Source organism: Acinetobacter sp. Ver3, assembly GCF_000632455.1.
In the GTDB taxonomy this organism is placed as follows: domain Bacteria; phylum Pseudomonadota; class Gammaproteobacteria; order Pseudomonadales; family Moraxellaceae; genus Acinetobacter.
Genome location: NZ_JFYL01000009.1, coordinates 35,053 through 53,600, shown reverse-complemented (window position 1 = coordinate 53,600; position 18,548 = coordinate 35,053). Strand labels below are relative to the sequence as shown.

Here is an 18,548-nt window from a genome sequence, read left to right as displayed (position 1 = left end):
CTTGTTCAGCAATTTACATTGTCTTTTTGCTCAGCGCAAATACTGATGTATTAATCTTGCGGACAAGGAGGTACTTCAAGCCCACGGCGTGCATAAAAATCGTGAACAAAATCATCAAATGTTCCGTTATCTAATGCATCACGCATCATTTCTGCTAAACGCAAGTAATAACGAAGGTTATGGATTGTGCCAAGCATTGATGCAAGCATCTCACCACATTTTTCTAAATGGTATAGATACGAACGGGTAAAGTTGGTACAGGTGTAACAATCGCAATGCGGATCAAGTGGGCTTTGATCATGGCGGTATTTCGCATTTCGTATACGCACTAAACCGTCCGTAACAAAATAATGTCCATTACGTGCGTTACGAGTTGGCATTACACAATCAAACATGTCTACACCACGACGAACAGCTTCAACGATGTCTTCTGGTTTGCCAACACCCATTAAATAACGTGGTTTATCCGCAGGCATTTGCTCTGGAAGATAATCAAGGACCTTGATCATCTCTTCTTTTGGCTCGCCTACAGAAAGACCGCCAATCGCATAACCATCAAAACCGATTTCTTTTAATCCATTTAGTGATTCTTGGCGGAGGTCTTCATACATGCCGCCTTGAATAATACCAAACAGAGCATTGCGGTTTTTTAACACATCATGATGTTGAGTCTTACAACGCTTTGCCCAACGCAATGAAAGTTGTAGAGATTTCTGAGCTTCTTCGTGAGTCGCTGGATAGGGTGTACATTCATCAAAAATCATCACGATATCTGAATTCAATGTATGTTGAATATCCATCGAAATTTCAGGAGAAAGAAAGACTTTAGAGCCATCAATTGGAGAGCGGAATGTTACGCCGTCTTCTTTGATACTACGCATTGCGCCTAAGCTAAATACTTGGAAGCCACCAGAGTCAGTCAAAATTGGTTTATTCCATTTCATAAAACCATGTAGACCACCGTGCTCACGAATGACATCTAGGCCAGGGCGTAGATATAAATGAAAGGTATTCCCTAAAATGACCTGTGATTTAATTTCTTCAATATCACGTGGGAGCATGCCTTTAACAGTGCCGTAAGTTCCGACAGGCATAAACATCGGTGTTTCAACGACACCATGTTCCAAGGTTAAGCGTCCGCGTCGAGCGCGACCAGACTGACCTAATTTTTCAAACTTCATAAATTGTCCAAATCGAGGCGAAAAAACAGTTCGCTGATTGATAGCGATAAAGCGCTCTATTTTCCTAGATTCGCGCAGTTTATGCTAGAAAAATTACATTATTCTTAACGACTTGGATTTTTGTATATGAAAAATTACAAGAGATTCATGATCTTGCTAAACAATGAAGAAACCTGCTTATTCTTTGCTCAGATGTACAGTTTTTAGCGTATCTTAATATGAATAAATCGTAATGGATAAACAACGTGATTCTCTAAGCTATTGCCACTTTTTAAGGTGGAATCCTTATTTGAAATTAGGGCGATAATCAAAATTTTGTTGAGCTTGATGATCGGTAAATGGGCGAATAGGTTTCTTTGCGAGGCTGATACTGTTGATTAAGTTATTCGGAAAAACTTGAATCAAGTTATTAAACTCTTCGACATTTCGATTGAATATTGAAATTGCAGCACTGACATTTTCATTTTGCTCTTGAATGTCATGCATCATTTGGTTGTAAAGCTGATCAGCTTTGAGATCTGGATAATTTTCAACAACCACATTTAAACTTTTCATTAACGATTGACTTAGCGCTTCAATATGCTGAAGCTGAGCTATATCAGATGATTGTGTATTGAGATTTAGGATTTGTTGCCGTAAGGCTGTGATATTTTCTAATGTTGATTTTTCAAACTCAGTGTATTGAGATAAATTTTGTTCAAGATGATCTAATGTTTTAATTTTCTGACGTTCAAAATTTGTGACATCTGACCAAGCACGCTGAGAAGCATTCAAATATCGAATGATATTATTTCGAACCCATATTCCCCAGACAATAATCAAAACAAAGATGGAAAGAAAAATGAATAAGCCCACGCGCATTACCTAATATGATCGTTATTATGCGACTAAGTTTAGCATGCTCTGTTTGAGTTGTTGATAATTTGGCATGGTTAATGTTCTTAAGTAACCGCGCAAAGCGGATATATTTTTGATCTCTTTGATTTCAAGTTTGTGTGTGACGTCAAATAAATCGCGATCTCCCAAATAACACATGATTTGGTCATGAGGGTGGAAAATTAAGTCGCCCTGGTGAATTCGATAAAATTTAATCAGTTTGAGTGTGGTTGATGGCGTCATGATCTTTGCGAGTTGTAAACGATCTGTACCGTAAATCTGAACTTTTTTACGTAGCTCTAAATCACTGCTCTCCCAGCGCTCTGTATATGGTGTGGTGAACCCTTTCTTTCTACTGGTCGTCGCTAATCCTAGTGGTGATATATCAAATACAAATACGCCCCAACGATGACGTTCAATTTTTTTTAATTTTTGTGGTGTTTTGTTTTGCTCAGGCAGATTGACTTCATCAATAAATCGGTAATGAAAAAGCATAACAGGGAAATCTTGGTTTTGAGCGTTTTTCCACGTGGTAGAGGCAAATTTTAAAATGTCATTGGCATGGTTGCCTTGATTAAACAAAGGAAATTTTTGCCTTAGCTGACTTATGATCAAGGTGTTATGTCTATTTGTTCCAAGGTGTGATGGCGTTGAATAAGCTTCTATACCGAATTTAAAACCAATCATTCGCTCTTCAAGAAATGCAATCACTTCATGAATAGGTTTATTTGGTTCATAAATTATATATGCAATCAGGATAAGTATCGCCGCTGAGCTATATGCCATCCATTTTAATGTGTCAAAAATAGGAAAGAGCGAAAAAACAATGAATATGATGGCAAGCGTAACTAAAAATTTAGGTATGCCATTGTGAAAAAAGAGTTGGGTATTCGAACCCCATGGATGTAATCCTTGCAGGATGTCATCAGAATGTTGAGCAGAACGTCCAAGAGCCCAAAGCCGATCAACACTGGCCATAATTTGCTTGTTCTTTCGGGTGCGAAGGTGAAGCAGTTGCTGAACAGAATCAATCGGCATAGATCAGATCCTAATCTTTTGCTTGGTCAATCAACATTGCGTCACCATAACTAAAGAAACGATAGCGTTCTTTTACAGCATGTTGATACGCATTCAAAATATAATCACGATTGGACAGGGCTGAAACAAGCATTAATAATGTTGATTCTGGAAGGTGGAAGTTAGTAATCAAACGATCTACTACTTTAAATTCATAACCAGGATAAATAAAAATCTGAGTATCACCAGTCCAGCCCTTCAGTTCGCCACCATTGGCTTGAGCCGCGCTTTCTGTTGCGCGTGTTGCAGTCGTTCCGACGGCAATCACTTTATTACCTCGATCTTTAGTGGCTTTAATCAACGCCATAGCTTCATCGCTGACTTGGCACCATTCACTGTGCATGATGTGATTTTCGATATCGGTTGTACGTACTGGTAAAAATGTACCTGCACCTACATGTAAAGTGACAAATGTCTTGTTTACACCTTTATCTTCTAAGTTTTTTTAATAGTTGTTCATCGAAATGCAGAGATGCCGTTGGAGCAGCAACGCTGGCAATTTTTGTAGGATCATTAAATACGGTTTGATAACGTACAGTATCAATATCTTCTGCTTCTCGGTTGAAGTAAGGTGGAATAGGCAATGCACCATACTGATCCAATACATCTAAGATTGGTTTGGAAAATTCCACCACATAGAGATTTTCATGGCGCCCTTGAACCGTAACTTTAACCTCATCTGATCCGACAAAAAGCTCAGCACCTGGTTTTGGTGAGTTACTTGCTTTGATATGGCAATGAGCAATAAATTGATCAAGCATTCTTTCAACCAGAACCTCAATCGCACCACCCGAAGCACGCTTACCTTTCAAGCGAGCTTTCATTACCTTGGTATCATTGAGAACTAATAAATCACCTTCATTAAACAGGTCTAAAATATCGGTAAATTGGTGATCATCATACTGACCATCCGCCTTAAGATGAAGCAGGCGAGAAGCACTTCGTTCTTCAAGAGGGTAACGGGCAATAAGTTCGTCTGGGAGTTCAAAGCTAAAATCAGATAGTTGCATAAGAATATAAAAATGGAATCAGCAAAAATTTTGGCATTAGTATATGCTTTTTTTGCCCAGTTCGAGCTGAGTTTGGTGGTTAAAAAAGCATAATGCATACTATTGATTTAAAAATAGGCGCTTGAGTCAGGTTATGCATTGACAAAGAAAAGAAAAACGATATTATACCGAACACAACCTTTCCCGAGGTGGTGAAATTGGTAGACGCGGCGGACTCAAAATCCGCTGTCAGAGATGACGTGTCGGTTCGAGTCCGACCCTCGGGACCAAATACTTAAAGGCCTTCAAGCATATTCAGACTTGAGGGCCTTTTTATTTGTTTTAAATAAATAAAGGAATTTTAAAATTTCAAATGAAGATTTGATGAATAATATAAGATAAGGATTGAGTAAATTTTATTTTAATAATAAATAGTTATGGTTTATTCAATCGATCTTCACTAGACGCTTACGTTTTATAAAGTACGACTCATGCTTTAGCTAGATATTCAGCCCTCAAAAATGCACTTTCTTAATATTTGAGAATGTATTAGTCTTGATGAAATAAGGTTTCATTTCTTTACTGTGAAATGAAAAAATAAAATGTAATCGATCATTATTCCCCTTTACTCCATGGCAGGATGTAGACATGAAAATAGAATTTATAGATGTCGATCAAGCTGATCAGCTCAGTGCCTGCAAAATGTCTCTTTTACTCGGAGTATCAACGCCAAAAAATCAACTTGAGAGTTTTTTAAGATTTGCGCGTGGCATTTTAAATGCGGAGTCAGCAATCTTAGCTTTTCATGATGAACCATATGTGTGGCATTCTTCTCCAAATGGATTTAAAGCTTTTAATGCCAATAAAAAAGCAAAATTATTACCATATTTCGCGGGTCAAACTTCGATCAGTCGTGATCATCCTAATTATTCATCTTTTTCAGCACATATTCATCAACTCGGAGTTGATCACGAGCGAATTATAGCCATTGATTTAAAAGTGAATGATGATTTTTCAATTGGTCAAGTGATTTTATTTGATAATCAGCACCAACCTTTTGATGATCAAAATTTAGAACTGGTTTATGATTTCTCAATGAGCTTAATTCGTATATTAGAGCTTCATTCGGATTATGCGGAACTCAAAGAATTATATGAACAACAATCGGCGCTTAATTTCAGTAAAACAAAATTCTTTCAAATCATTGCACACGATTTACGCGCACCATTTCATGGCTTATTAGGTTTTTCTGATGTATTGGCCAATGAGCGTGAAAGTTTGGATGAGGACAGTGTACAGAATATCGCTGAGTATCTACATGATACCGCTCAATCGACTTATAACTTATTGGAAAGCCTATTAAATTGGGCAATGGCTGAAGGTGGGAGATTTGTCTATCACCCTATTCAGTTTGAGCTTAAACAGGTGACAAAAATCGTTTTTGATGTTTTAAACACGTTGGCTGTGAAAAAAAATATTCAATTAATTGAAAGTGTGCCGCAAGAGTTAAAAGTCTTTGCCGACATTAATATGATCACATCAGTGATTCAAAACTTGGTATCCAATGCTTTGAAGTTTACTCATGTGGATGGAACTGGAAAAGTTTATATCGAAGCATCAAAATGCGATCAAGGTGTCGAAATTGCCATTCGAGATACAGGTTTAGGTATGACACCACAGCAAATTGAGAAGCTTTTTCAACCGGATTTGAAGGTATCTATTCGTGGTACATCTGGTGAAAAAGGTGCTGGTTTAGGTTTGGTGTTATGTAAAAGATTTGTTGATTTGAATCATGGTGAAATTTGTGTCAGTTCTCAACAAGGTCAAGGTACGACTTTTAAAGTCATATTACCTGAAGCAGACACTCATGCAGCGTTACCTGCCACCCCAAATACGAGTAATCAAACATCTTTGGAAAAAGTGAACTAAATAGTCCACAAATTGCGTAAGGACTGATATAAAAGAGTTTTAGATTTATTCAGGCTTTTTTTCAAATGAATGCTGATCAGTTGCAAAAAACTCTTAGAGCCAGTCAATACGCGGAACAAGTTTATAATTTACATCAAACATTATTAGAACAAGATTATTCATCTGATCAATTTAATAAATTTTTAAGTACTGAACAAATCTATCAAATTGTACAAAAAGAACTTGATGACATTCAGGATGAAAAAGAATGGATGCAAAAAATTCGAATTTTGCGAGCACGTTTAATGTTTCGGTGGATTTGGCAGGATGCGAACCGCCTCATTTCAGTTATTACATTGACTCGTGAGCTTTCAGACTTTGCCGATGCCAGTATTGATGCAGCCAAAAGCTTCGCTTATCGTCCATTGCAAGCCAAACATGGAGAGCCGATCGGCTATAACGGTAAGCTTCAAGACCTTATCGTGATTGCAATGGGTAAATTGGGGGCTCAGGAACTTAATTTATCCAGTGATATTGATCTTATATTTGCCTTCGATGAGCAAGGTGAAACCAATGGTCGTAAATGTATTGATGTTCAGCAATTTTGCATCCTTTGGGGGCAAAAAATTATTTATTTGTTGGAACATATCACCTCAGATGGATTTGTATTCCGAGTGGATATGCGATTGCGACCATGGGGTGATGGTTCAGCACTAGCAATCAGTCATGCGGCACTTGAAAAGTATCTCAGTCAACATGGGCGTGAGTGGGAGCGTTATGCATGGATAAAGGCGCGTATTGTTACAGGAGGAAAGGAAGGGGATGAGCTTCTGGAAATGACTCGACCTTTTGTATTCCGCCGTTATGTGGACTACACTGCTTTTGCAGCGATGCGTGAAATGAAAGCGATGATTGAGCGTGAAGTTCAACGTAGAAATATTGAAGATGATATTAAACTTGGTGCAGGTGGTATTCGTGAAGTCGAGTTTATCGTTCAAGTTTTCCAGTTGATTTATGGTGGTTCAAAACTTGAGCTACAAGACCGTCAATGTTTAGTGAGTCTACATCATTTGGGGGTTGTTGGATTACTTGAACCTGAAGTGGTGGATGAGCTTGAAAATGCTTATTTATTCTTGCGTCGTGTGGAACATGCCATTCAAGCGTTGAACGACCAACAAACTCAATCACTGCCTACAGAACCTGACCAAAGAAATCGCATCGTAGAGACACTTGGATTTGAGAGTTGGGATGCTTTCTTAAATGTTCTCAATGATAAGCGCGCTATAGTAACTTATCAGTTTGAGCATTTAATTAAAGAAAAAGAAGTAGATCCATTGGCTGAAAGCTTTAGCCAAATAGAGCAGCAATTGAATGAAGTTTTAGATGAGTCTGCTAAAAATTTGGTTCGTGAGTTTTGGTATGGACATGCCATCAAAAAATTACCCGCTAAAGCAGTTAATCGTTTAAAAGAGTTTTGGCCTCATCTGATTCAAGCTGTTCTCGAATCGGATAATCCACAAGTCGCTTTGGTAAGACTCATGCCACTGGTTGAATCTGTGATGCGGCGAACAGTCTATCTAGTGATGTTGATTGAAAGCAAAGGAGCATTACAGCGACTCGTTAAAATGGCGACTGTAAGCCCATGGATTTGTGAAGAGCTAACCCATTATCCAGTTTTACTCGATGAGTTTTTATCAATGGATTTTGAGCTACCTAAACGCCAAGATTTGGAGGATTCACTCAGACAGCAGCTGCTGCGTATTGAAATTGATCAAGTGGAAGATCAAATGCGCGTATTGCGCTTATTCAAAAAATCGAATGTTTTGACTGTAGCAGCAAGTGATGTATTGGCTGAAAGTCCACTGATGCGTGTGTCTGATGCGCTCACCGATATTGCTGAGGTTTCAGTTCAAGCAACTTTGAATTTAGCATATCAAATTACAGCAAAAAAACATGGTTACCCAGTAGATGCAGATGGTCAACGTTGTTCAAAAAATCATATGGCATTCAGTGTCATTGGGTATGGGAAATTAGGCGGTATTGAACTTGGGTATGGTTCAGACCTTGATTTAGTCTTTATCCACTATATGGATGAGCAGGCAGATACAGATGGCTTGAAACCAATTAGTGGTTTTGAATTTGCGATGCGTGTTGGGCAAAAGCTCATGTCGCTGATGACAACCCAAACTTTAGATGGTCGTGTGTATGAGATTGATACACGATTGCGTCCTTCAGGAGAAGCTGGGCTTCTCGTCACAAGCCTTAAGGCTTTTGAGCAATACCAACTTAAAAATGCATGGCTTTGGGAGCATCAAGCGATTGTTCGTGCGCGTAGTATAGCGGGTGAGCAAAGCTTAAGAGAAAAGTTTGAGGAATTACGCTGTCGTATTTTAACTTTGCCTCGAAATGAAGAAACGGTGAGAGCAGAAGTGCTAAAAATGCGTCAAAAAATGAAAGACCATTTAGGCTCATCAAATGAGCAAAAAAAAGATGGAATTTTTCATTTAAAACAGGATGCAGGTGGTATCGTTGATATCGAATTTATGGCACAGTATGCAGTATTAGCATGGAGTGGGACGAATCCTGATCTCGCCCATTACTCCGACAATGTACGAATCCTTGAGGATGCCGCAAAAACTGGCTGCTTATCCAGCGCCGATGCGACAGCATTGATTCAAGCTTATCTCCGTGAACGTGCCGAGAGTCATCGTTTAGCCCTTGCAAATCAATCCATGCAAGTGAGTGCTGCGAATTGGCTCGATACCCGTAAGGTCGTTTGCAAGCTATGGCAAAGATTAATAGATCCAACTGCATCAGTAGTTGGATAGAAATGACTGTGTATAAAAATTTGGAGTTTAGGTCATGAATTTGGCTGATCGTGATGGTTTTATTTGGCAAGATGGACAATTAGTTGATTGGCGTGAAGCAAAAACTCACGTCTTAACACACACTTTACACTACAGTATGGGTGTATTTGAGGGTGTCCGTGCCTACGAAACTCCGAATGGAACGGCAATTTTCCGTTTAAAAGAACACACTAAACGTCTTTTAAACTCTGCCAAAATTTATCAAATGAAAGTTCCGTTTGATCAGGCGGCATTAGAACAAGCTCAAATTGATGTGGTGCGTGAAAATAAATTAGCTTCTTGCTATTTACGTCCAATTATCTTTATTGGTTCGGAAAAGCTAGGTATTGCAGCGACGGATAATACAATTCATGCAGTGGTTGCTGCGTGGAGCTGGGGCGCTTACCTTGGTGAAGAAGCAATGGCGAAGGGTATTCGTGTAAAAACTTCTTCTTTTACACACCATCACCCTAACGTGACGATGTGTAAGGCGAAAGCATCAGGAAACTATACGCTGTCTATTTTGGCACACCAAGAAGTTGCGCACTCAGGTTATGACGAAGCAATGTTACTTGATCCACAAGGTTATGTGTGTCAAGGTTCAGGTGAAAACGTATTCTTAGTGCGTGATGGCGTGATTCATACCCCTGATATCGCTGGTGGTGCTCTTGATGGTATTACTCGTCAAACCATTATTACGATTGCGAAAGACCTTGGATATGACGTTGTAGAGCGCCGTATCACACGTGATGAATTCTATATCGCTGATGAGGCATTTTTTACAGGTACAGCGGCAGAAGTAACGCCAATCCGTGAATATGATGATCGTCAAATCGGTGAAGGTGTTCGTGGTCCAATCACAACACAAATCCAAAAAGCATACTTCGATGCCGTACAAGGTAAAGACCCTAAATATGCTCACTGGTTAACATATGTGAAGTAATTAATGCTTTGAAAAAAGGACTCAATTGAGTCCTTTTTTAATCATCTTTACCAAAAATATCTCTGGTATACACTTTATCTGCAACATCATTTAGTTTATCGCAATGACGATTACTAATAATTAAATCTGCTCTTTTTTTAAATTCTTCCAGTGTTTTGATGATTTTTGAGTTTTGAAATTTTTTCTCTGAAAGTGTGGGTTCGTAAATAATGATCTTGATTCCTTGTGCTTTGAGACGACGCATAACACCTTGTATTGCTGACGATCGAAAATTGTCTGAACCACTTTTCATGACCAAACGATATATCCCAACAACGCTAGGGCATCTCTCCAAAATAGACTGTGCAATAAAATCTTTGCGAGTAATATTCGCGTCTACAATGGCTTGAATTAAATTGCTTGGAACTTGGTCGTAGTTGGCGAGTAATTGTTTAGTATCTTTAGGAAGACAATATCCGCCGTATCCGAATGATGGATTGTTATAAAATTTACCAATTCGAGGATCTAAACAAACACCCTCGATCATTTGGCGAGTGTCCAATCGGTATATTTGAGCGTAAGTATCTAGTTCATTGAAGAATGCAACGCGCATAGCTAAATAGGTGTTTGCAAAAAGTTTGATTGCTTCTGCCTCGGTGGAGTCAGTGAACAAGACTGGACAATCTTTTTTATAAGCACCCTCTATGAGCATGTTTGCAAATTGATGTGCTCGTTCAGAATTTTCACCCATTATAATTCTTGAAGGATATAAGTTATCCAGCAATGCTTTTCCTTCTCTGAGAAACTCAGGTGAAAATATAATATTCTGTGTTTCAAATTTACTTTTTAGTTGTTGGGTGTAACCTACAGGAACTGTCGATTTGATAATGATCGTCGCTAATGGATTGATACTTAAAATCTCAGTGATCACGGATTCAACACTTGAAGTGTCAAAATAATTGGTTGTAGGGTCATAATCAGTTGGTGTCGCAATAAGAATATAGTCTGCCTGAAAATATGCATCCACAGCATTAGTTGTTGCTTTAAAGTTTAATGGTTTATTACTTAGAAAATCAGAGATTTCTGTGTCTTGTATAGGTGAGATTTTCTTGTTCAATAAATTTACTTTATTTTGATCAATGTCTAAGGCGGTGACTTCATGATGTTGCGCTAAAATCATCGCATTTGAGAGACCGACGTACCCAGTGCCGACAATAGTAATTTTCATTATTTTAGTTCAAGCCAGATTAAATTTAATTTGACAAAATAGGGTTTCTAAGACGTGACAATTTAATGAAGATTTGATTTCAATTTTGACGAGTTTGAATTCTTATCGTTCAAGAATATTTTAACTCTGTGGTATGATGCAGCTATTGATTAGGTGGAATAAAACGGCATGTCAATACATGAAAACAATGTCTTATTAGAAGAAGAGATTGCACAAGAACAGAACATTGTTTTGTGTATGAAGTGGGGAACCAAATATGGTTCTGAGTATGTGAATCGTCTTTACAATATGGTGAAACGACACACGACTGTTGATTTCCAGATGGTTTGTCTCACTGACCGTACAGAAGGAATTGATCCAAATGTTAAATGCTTTCCTATTCCACCGTTAGCATTGCCTGAAGGCGCGCCTGAGCGTGGTTGGAACAAACTTTCAACTTTTGAGCCTGACTTATATGGCTTAAAGGGAAACGCGCTATTTTTAGATTTGGATGTTGTTATCGTTGATAACATGGATGATTTTTTCACTTATCCAGGTGATTTTTTAATTATTCACGACTGGAAACGACCATGGCGAATCACAGGTAATAGCTCAGTATATCGTTTTAAATTGGGCGCTTTCCCTGGATTATTACCATATTTTCGTGAGAACTTTGATGAGATCCGAAAAAAATTCCGTAATGAACAAGCCTATTTGTCATGGTATGTAGATAAACATGCGAAGCAAACCTATTGGCCAGATAGCTGGTGTAAAAGTTATAAATATCACTGTTTACAAAAAATCCCAATGGCGTTTTTTAAGCCACCAGTAAAACCTGAAGGTGCTAAAATTATTATTTTCCATGGTGAGATTAATCCACCTGATGCTGTGAATGGTGGCGGTGGTAAATGGTACCGCTATGTGTTGCCAAGTCAATGGATTAAGGATGCTTGGCAGTAACATTGTTGATGAGTACTGATTTAAATATGCAGCAAAGCTTAGATATTGTCATTGCATGGGTTGATGGTCAGGATGTTGAGCTTCAGCAAAAACGTCAATCTTATCTTCGGGATACCGATGTTAAAATTGAGAATACTCGCTATGCTAGTAATAATGAAATTTATTATAATATTGCCTCGATTTTAAAGTATGTACCTTATGCTAGGCATATTTACATTGTTACAGATCAGCAGAAACCTCAGTGGATAGATGAGTTTGAGCAACAAGGTTTAGTTATAAAAGATCAGATTAGAATCATTGATCATCAAGTTTTGTTTGCAGGTTATCAGAATTATTTACCAACATTTAACTCCCTATCCATTGAAATGATGCTATGGAATATTCCTGATATTTCACCGTATTTTTTGTATTTGAATGATGATTTTTTCTTTAACTCACCTTCTGCTTTAGAAGATTTCATTGTAAATGATCAAATAAAAATATATGGTCATTGGAGTTCAAGCACAGCTTTAAAAATAAAGTTTAAATGGCGCGATTGGCTCAATAAGACGTTAAATAAAACACCTAAAGCTAAATATACAATGGCACAAATGCTGAGTGCTGATGTAGTAGGTCTCAATCGTTATTTTGAGATTCACCATCGCCCACATGTATTAGTACAATCACGACTTGCTGCATTTTTTAAAGCACATCCACAACTTTTAATTGAACAGATTTCGCCAAGATTCCGAAGTTTTTATCAGTTACTGCCAGTAGGACTCAGTAATCATCTATGTATTCAAAATCATAAAGCAATTTTATTACCAGATGTTGATATTGCGTATCTGAAAAATGCAGATGGTATTGATAATTTTAATCAAGCACTACAGCAAACAGATATTCCTTATGGGTGCGTTCAGAGTTTAGATCAATTTACAGCTGATCAAAGACAGCAAGTAATTGATGCCCTAAATGCCAAATTTAAGAACTACTTACCACAGTCTCTTCTAGACCAAGAGTAAATTATGAAAGTTGTAACTTATTTAATTAATCTAGATGGTAGTGATCAACGTCTAGAACAGGCATCAAAACAGTTAAATTCAGTGAATTGGCCATTTGAAAAATTTTCTGCATTTGATGGACGTGGTAAAGCGTTGACAGAATTCAGTCAATATGATGACCTTGGTGCACAAGATCTTTTAGGGCGTCGCTTGATGAGTTCAGAGTTAGGGTGCTATTTAAGTCATTATGGCTGTGCACAAAAATTCTTAACAACCGATGCTGACTACTTGGTTGTACTCGAAGATGATATGAAAATAAATGCTAATTTTCATCAGCAATTACAAGCTATATTGCATTATTTAGATACGCACGAAAATTTAGATTGGTATTTAGTAAATATTGCTGCAAAAAAGAAAAAGTTCGCAAAAGATATTATCAGTTTGAACTCAGTGAGTTTATGGCATGCCTATTATTTTCCAATTCGTGGTTTGGGTTTAATTTGGTCACGTGAAGGAGCAAAAGCATTTTTGCAAGCAGGTCAAATTATTAATATGCCTGTGGATATTTTCTTTCAGACATGGTTGAGTAAAAATGGAAAGGGATTAGGTGTTTGGCCACCCCTAGTTAAACCAGCTGGCATCGATAGTGATATTCTAGGAACTGTCCAGAGCCAAGGAATTTTACGTAAAGAAAAAGAAAATAGATCTGCATCATATGGGTTTAAAAAACAAAAACGCATGTGGCGTGATCGTTATTATGCCTTAAAACACAAATACTTAAACTAAAAATAGATTTAACGGAAATTTTTGCTGGAATTGATATGAAAATATTCAAAAAACTATTTTATAAATATTTGTTTTTATTAAAATTTCATCAAAAAAAACAAAATTATCAATCTGACATTGAAAATTATGCAGATCTTATAGTTTTAAACCCTAATCTTCAGCTAATTAATAAAACAATACCTAAGATTATTTGGTTGTATTGGGAAGGTGTAACACCACCTTTAGTAGAGAAGTGTATTGCACAAATACAAAAATTGCACTTAGATTATGAAGTAAATATTCTAGGTCCTGATAATATCGGAGAATATTGTTCATTCGATTTAAATAATGATGTTGTAAAAAAGGCAACTGCTCAACAACGTGCAGATTTAATTCGCTTTAACTTAATTTATCAGTACGGCGGTATTTGGTTGGATGCAAGTATTATTACATACGAAAAATTAGATTGGATTAATGATTTAGTTCAACAACAGAGAGTCGAAGGATTTTCTTATTATCGTGCTAAAAATACTATACAAATTGAATTTCCAGTACTTGAAAATTGGTTATTAGCTAGTACTGCTAAAAATAAATTTTTTCAACACTGGTTTAATGAATTGTATTTTGCTATTGAAATTGGGCCAAAAAATTATATCCAGCAAATTCGTAAAATGGAAAATAGTCGGGATATTTTTCAAGAAATTGGGCGTTTAGAATATCTCGTAGCATATGTGGCATGCCAAAGAATAATGAGATTATATCCTGTAAGTATGGTACTGATTAATTGTGATAAAAATGCTCTTATATACCAAGTAACAAATCAATGGATTAAAGAAAAAGTTTTAATTGACCTAGCAATTAATTTTGCACCTAATGAGAAGCCTAAAGTGATAAAACTGGCAGGTAAAGAGCGTGTTATTTTAAATGATTATCTGATTAGAAAAAAATATTTAAAAAATACACTAATTGATTTCTAAAAGTTTTTTTTATTACGGGATTGAGAGGATTATAAATGAGTAAAGTTAGACCAATTATTATGGCTGGAGGGAGTGGAACTAGATTGTGGCCACTTTCAAGAAATCAATTTCCTAAGCAGTTTTTAAAACTTGGTCAGAATAAATTTTCATTATTGCAAAGTACAATACTAAGATTAGAGGGGCTCAATTTCGAAGAACCAATCATCGTTTGTAATGAAGAGCACCGTTTTTTAGTCGCTGAACAAATGAGAGAAATTGGGATTAAGCCCATTATAATATTGGAGCCTGCAGCTAGAAATACTGCACCAGCAATTACACTTGCAGCAATGTATCTAAATAAAATAAAAGAAAAAAGTGTTATGTTGGTTTTGGCGGCAGATCATATCATTGAAAAAGTGGCTGAGTTCCACATCAAAATTAACAATGCTATTGATTTAGCAGTACAAAATAAACTAGTAACCTTTGGTGTTGTGCCAACACATCCAGAAACAGGTTATGGATATATAGAAATAGGTCATAAATACCTAAGTGGATACAACGTAGATAATTTTATTGAAAAACCAACATTAGAAGTTGCTAAAGGTTTCTTTAAAAATAAGAAACACCTATGGAATAGTGGCATGTTTGTTTTTTCAAATGATCAATTTTTAAAGGAATTGCACGAATTTTCGTCTGACATATATAATGTTTGTTTAGAATCTATTAAAGCTATTAAATTTGGTGACGATTTTATTCGGATTGACAAAAAAATATTTGAAAAGTGCCGATCTGAATCTATTGATTATGCAGTTATGGAAAATACGAACAATGCTGTTGTTGTCTCTTTAGATGTAGGCTGGAGTGATGTGGGATCTTGGTCAGCATTATGGGAAATATCTCCGAAAGATAAAAATAATAATGTATGTGTTGGAGATATTTTAATAGACAGTAGTAATAATAATTATTGTTATAGTGAAACTCAATTAGTTTCACTATTAGGCGTAGATAATTTAATTGTCGTAAATACTAAGGATGCTTTATTGATAGCAAATAAAAATAATGTTCAAGAAATAAAGAAAATTGTAGGTTACTTAAAGGAAAATAATAGAAATGAGGTTGAAAATCATAGAGTGGTGCATAGACCTTGGGGAGTATATGACTGTATAGATCAATCAGATAGATATAAAGTAAAGCGTATTACTGTAGAGCCAGGCCACAAACTATCTATGCAGTTACACTATCATCGTTCAGAGCACTGGATTGTCGTGAAAGGTACAGCTAAAGTATATAAAAATGGTGAAACATTCCTGCTAAGTGAAAATCAATCTATATATGTTCCATTAGGTGAAAAGCATTCTTTAGAAAATCCAGGTAAAGTACCATTGGAATTGATAGAAGTACAATCAGGAAGTTATTTGGGGGAAGATGATATTGTGCGTTTTGATGATCTATATGGACGAAATTAGATAGTGGCTATTCCTAAAATTATTCATCAAACTTATCGTACAAAAGTACTACCTTCTGATATTGAAAAGATCATTTCAGATTTAAAACAATTGAATCCAGACTGGGAGTATCGCTTTTATACAGATGATGATATTTTAAATTATATTAAGTTGAATTATGAACCAAGAATACTAAATTCTTACTTGGCAATTAATCCTATATATGGTGCGGCTAAAGCAGATTTTTTTAGATATCTACTCCTATATAGGGAAGGTGGAGTGTATCTAGATATTAAGAGCACTTGCATATATCCTTTAAATACAGTTATTCATGATGATGATAAATTCATTATTACTCAATGGCAAAATGAAAAAGGTCAGATTAATGAAGGTGCTGGTTTATTTGATTATTTAATAAATGACTTAGGTGTGGATAATGGTGAATATCAGCAGTGGTTTATTATTTCTGAGCCTAAGTCTCCTTTTTTGAAACAAGTAATAAGTCATGTTGTAAATAATATTGATAATTATAAACCTTGGAAATATAAGTTAAATAGTTATGGTAAAAAAGGAGTTTTGTTTGTAACAGGTCCTGTAGCGTACACTAAAGCTATTCAAGAGGTAATTGAAGATTTTCCACATAGATTTGAACGATATGATAAAAATTTAGGTTTTATTTACAATGCTCTAAATAATAAATCTCATACAAAAGTTCTATCTAAACATTACGCTAATTTTAAAGAACCAATTGTTAGGAAAGGTGTTATATTGAACTTTATATTTTCTTTTTATATATCAGTGTTGAGAATTCTCAAAAATTTCAAAATATAAATTATATTTTAAATTTTGGTATACAGTTGTTGAGTGAGCATTAAATGATTTGGATTAACTTGTCGAATATTTTAAAGGTTTCTAAATTTAGTGGAATTGCACGTACTGAGTATGAACTAACAGTCTATGCATATAAATTAAAAAAATTAGGATTGGAAATTAGATTTAGTACATACGATCCAACAATTGGATTTGTTGAAGTAAATGATATTGTTATCGAAAAAATTATATATGATTTGAAAAATAATCACGTTAATTTAAATTCAAAACTTTCTTTCTATCCTAAGCTAAAAAGAAGTTTTTTAAAAAGATTAATTCAATGTAAACTTTTTTTTAAATCGGTCACTTATCCATATAGTAACAATGATATTGTAATTATTGTCGGTCAGGATATGATTTCTGGTGAAATGCTAGCTTTTTCTCATATAAAATCAAAAATAAAATTAGAATTAAAGTTGCTTTGCCATGACCTGATTCCCATTAATTTCCCTCAATTTTTTCCAGATCAAAACGTAAAATTATTTACTAAATATATGAAGCAAGTTACAGATTCGGTTGATAAATTTTATTGTAATTCAGAATATACGAAGAATGAACTTATTAGTTTTTATAAAAAAAATAATTATGATATTAGACCAATGAAAACTGTAACACTGGGTTGTGATTTATTTAGTAAAGAAAATTTTCTTGAACCTGGCTCATTAGTTAATAATATTTTTAGTGAAAAATATTTATTATTTGTTTCAACAATTGAAGTAAGAAAAAATCATGAACTAATTTATAATATGTATTTAGAATTGATTAATAATGGTGTTAAAAATCTACCAAAAGTCTACTTCGTAGGTCGTCGGGGGTGGAAAGTTGAAAGCTTTTTAAATAAATTTGATCTAGACTCGAGAGTGAAAGATAAAATAATAATTCTTGAAGGTATTTCTGATAGTGATTTAATAAATTTATATAAAAACTGTTGGTTTACACTATATCCTTCATTCATAGAAGGTTATGGTTTACCTGTAGCGGAAAGCCTTTCATTTGGAAAATATTGTCTTTGTTCAAGCGCAGGTTCGTTGCCAGAAGCTGGAGGAGATTATATTGATTATTTGAGTCCCTATGAATTAAATGAGTGGGTCAGCAAATTTAAATTTTTAATTGAAACGCCAGAGTACATAATGCAAAAAGAAGAACTAATAAAACAAAATTATAAACCAACATCTTGGCAAACATTCGCTCAGCAAATTTTGGAATTAGATGATTTCAAAAACATAGATAGGTGAGTATGCTGTGATTTAAGTTTGTCGATTAACTAGCCAGAAAGTTTAATTACTTATCTGCATTTCCTTTAATCACCATATAAATAAGTGCGGCGATTGAACCAAATGCGGCAATAAAACTACTCGTACTAAAGAACACGATACGCTGATAAGTGGTGAGGTTAAATAATTGTTCATTCAAGATATAACGCATAAATGCCCATTGCACGATGCAAAATACAATAATAATGATTGTATGACGACGAACATCAGGACGCATAGCCATATGAATGAACTCTTAAATATTTTCTGAGATTATGCCATTTTTGAGCGTTTATCTCAATGAAATAAAAAC

Annotated in this window: 15 protein-coding genes, 1 tRNA gene and 1 pseudogene; 11 read left to right on the top strand and 6 right to left on the bottom strand. The window is 35.5% G+C overall.

What is annotated here, in order from left to right; translation table 11 throughout:
• Positions 1-50 precede the first annotated feature (50 nt).
• The 4 genes and pseudogenes from tgt to queA form a co-directional block, all read right to left on the bottom strand.
• Positions 51-1,181, bottom strand: a complete 1,131-nt coding sequence (gene tgt / locus CL42_RS04485) for a tRNA guanosine(34) transglycosylase Tgt (protein WP_035265598.1) — start codon at positions 1,179-1,181, stop codon at positions 51-53.
• A 285-nt stretch (positions 1,182-1,466) separates the two neighbouring features.
• Positions 1,467-2,036, bottom strand: coding sequence for a LemA family protein (locus CL42_RS04480; RefSeq protein ID WP_228133228.1), 570 nt, complete (start codon positions 2,034-2,036; stop codon positions 1,467-1,469).
• Between the two features lie 24 nt (positions 2,037-2,060).
• Entirely contained in the window at positions 2,061-3,095 is a 1,035-nt protein-coding gene (locus CL42_RS04475) for a hypothetical protein (protein ID WP_035265594.1), read from the bottom strand.
• Positions 3,096-3,105: 10 nt separating this feature from the next.
• Positions 3,106-4,144: pseudogene (gene queA, locus CL42_RS04470) on the bottom strand (tRNA preQ1(34) S-adenosylmethionine ribosyltransferase-isomerase QueA).
• A gap of 182 nt (positions 4,145-4,326) precedes the next feature.
• Here queA and CL42_RS04465 point away from each other — a divergent pair.
• The 4 genes from CL42_RS04465 to CL42_RS04450 all read left to right on the top strand — a co-directional run bounded on the left by CL42_RS04465 (position 4,327) and on the right by CL42_RS04450 (position 9,820).
• Positions 4,327-4,413 (top strand) — tRNA-Leu (locus CL42_RS04465).
• A gap of 358 nt (positions 4,414-4,771) precedes the next feature.
• Positions 4,772-6,052, top strand: a complete 1,281-nt coding sequence (locus tag CL42_RS04460; protein WP_035265593.1) for a sensor histidine kinase — start codon at positions 4,772-4,774, stop codon at positions 6,050-6,052.
• 65 nt (positions 6,053-6,117) lie between these two features.
• Positions 6,118-8,859, top strand: coding sequence for a bifunctional [glutamate--ammonia ligase]-adenylyl-L-tyrosine phosphorylase/[glutamate--ammonia-ligase] adenylyltransferase (gene glnE, locus CL42_RS04455; RefSeq protein WP_035265591.1), 2,742 nt, complete (start codon positions 6,118-6,120; stop codon positions 8,857-8,859).
• A gap of 34 nt (positions 8,860-8,893) precedes the next feature.
• Positions 8,894-9,820: a branched-chain amino acid transaminase gene (locus tag CL42_RS04450; RefSeq protein ID WP_035265589.1), complete on the top strand. Its 927-nt coding sequence runs from the start codon at positions 8,894-8,896 to the stop codon at positions 9,818-9,820.
• A 37-nt stretch (positions 9,821-9,857) separates the two neighbouring features.
• Here CL42_RS04450 and CL42_RS04445 read toward each other — a convergent pair whose 3' ends face one another.
• Positions 9,858-11,027: a nucleotide sugar dehydrogenase gene (locus CL42_RS04445; protein ID WP_035265588.1), complete on the bottom strand. Its 1,170-nt coding sequence runs from the start codon at positions 11,025-11,027 to the stop codon at positions 9,858-9,860.
• Positions 11,028-11,195: 168 nt separating this feature from the next.
• On the opposite strand from CL42_RS04445, the gene CL42_RS04440 reads away from it, so the two are divergent.
• From CL42_RS04440 to CL42_RS04410, 7 genes are read left to right on the top strand one after another with little or no spacing between them, the layout of a single operon-like run.
• Positions 11,196-11,966, top strand: a complete 771-nt coding sequence (locus CL42_RS04440) for a hypothetical protein (protein ID WP_035265587.1) — start codon at positions 11,196-11,198, stop codon at positions 11,964-11,966.
• A 26-nt stretch (positions 11,967-11,992) separates the two neighbouring features.
• Complete coding sequence (locus CL42_RS04435; protein ID WP_035265639.1) at positions 11,993-12,967, top strand: capsular polysaccharide biosynthesis protein; 975 nt, start codon at positions 11,993-11,995, stop codon at positions 12,965-12,967.
• A gap of 3 nt (positions 12,968-12,970) precedes the next feature.
• The gene (locus CL42_RS04430) at positions 12,971-13,732 is read left to right on the top strand and encodes a glycosyltransferase family 25 protein (protein ID WP_035265586.1); all 762 of its coding nucleotides are present in this window, start codon (positions 12,971-12,973) and stop codon (positions 13,730-13,732) included.
• Positions 13,733-13,767: 35 nt separating this feature from the next.
• Positions 13,768-14,688: a glycosyltransferase family 32 protein gene (locus CL42_RS04425; protein WP_035265585.1), complete on the top strand. Its 921-nt coding sequence runs from the start codon at positions 13,768-13,770 to the stop codon at positions 14,686-14,688.
• 35 nt (positions 14,689-14,723) lie between these two features.
• A complete protein-coding gene (locus CL42_RS04420) occupies positions 14,724-16,133 on the top strand; it encodes a mannose-1-phosphate guanylyltransferase/mannose-6-phosphate isomerase (protein ID WP_035265584.1) in 1,410 nt (469 codons plus the stop codon).
• 3 nt (positions 16,134-16,136) lie between these two features.
• Positions 16,137-16,943, top strand: coding sequence for a glycosyltransferase family 32 protein (locus tag CL42_RS04415; RefSeq protein ID WP_051586520.1), 807 nt, complete (start codon positions 16,137-16,139; stop codon positions 16,941-16,943).
• 44 nt (positions 16,944-16,987) lie between these two features.
• Positions 16,988-18,217 carry a glycosyltransferase family 4 protein gene (locus tag CL42_RS04410; protein ID WP_035265582.1) on the top strand — a complete coding sequence of 410 codons (1,230 nt, stop codon included), beginning with the start codon at positions 16,988-16,990 and terminating at the stop codon, positions 18,215-18,217.
• Between the two features lie 46 nt (positions 18,218-18,263).
• Here the strand turns inward: CL42_RS04410 and CL42_RS04405 are convergent, their stop codons facing one another.
• Entirely contained in the window at positions 18,264-18,479 is a 216-nt protein-coding gene (locus CL42_RS04405) for a hypothetical protein (protein WP_035265580.1), read from the bottom strand.
• Positions 18,480-18,548 lie beyond the last annotated feature (69 nt).

Excerpts from the sequence above, each read along its gene's own strand:
- tgt (WP_035265598.1), bottom strand. The coding sequence starts at position 1,181 with ATGAAGTTTGAAAAATTAGGTCAGTCTGGTCGCGCTCGACGCGGACGC.
- CL42_RS04475 (WP_035265594.1), bottom strand. The coding sequence starts at position 3,095 with ATGCCGATTGATTCTGTTCAGCAACTGCTTCACCTTCGCACCCGAAAG.
- CL42_RS04460 (WP_035265593.1), top strand. The coding sequence starts at position 4,772 with ATGAAAATAGAATTTATAGATGTCGATCAAGCTGATCAGCTCAGTGCC.
- glnE (WP_035265591.1), top strand. The coding sequence starts at position 6,118 with ATGAATGCTGATCAGTTGCAAAAAACTCTTAGAGCCAGTCAATACGCG.
- CL42_RS04450 (WP_035265589.1), top strand. The coding sequence starts at position 8,894 with ATGAATTTGGCTGATCGTGATGGTTTTATTTGGCAAGATGGACAATTA.
- CL42_RS04445 (WP_035265588.1), bottom strand. The coding sequence starts at position 11,027 with ATGAAAATTACTATTGTCGGCACTGGGTACGTCGGTCTCTCAAATGCG.
- CL42_RS04440 (WP_035265587.1), top strand. The coding sequence starts at position 11,196 with ATGTCAATACATGAAAACAATGTCTTATTAGAAGAAGAGATTGCACAA.
- CL42_RS04435 (WP_035265639.1), top strand. The coding sequence starts at position 11,993 with ATGCAGCAAAGCTTAGATATTGTCATTGCATGGGTTGATGGTCAGGAT.
- CL42_RS04430 (WP_035265586.1), top strand. The coding sequence starts at position 12,971 with ATGAAAGTTGTAACTTATTTAATTAATCTAGATGGTAGTGATCAACGT.
- CL42_RS04425 (WP_035265585.1), top strand. The coding sequence starts at position 13,768 with ATGAAAATATTCAAAAAACTATTTTATAAATATTTGTTTTTATTAAAA.
- CL42_RS04420 (WP_035265584.1), top strand. The coding sequence starts at position 14,724 with ATGAGTAAAGTTAGACCAATTATTATGGCTGGAGGGAGTGGAACTAGA.
- CL42_RS04410 (WP_035265582.1), top strand. The coding sequence starts at position 16,988 with ATGATTTGGATTAACTTGTCGAATATTTTAAAGGTTTCTAAATTTAGT.
- CL42_RS04405 (WP_035265580.1), bottom strand. The coding sequence starts at position 18,479 with ATGGCTATGCGTCCTGATGTTCGTCGTCATACAATCATTATTATTGTA.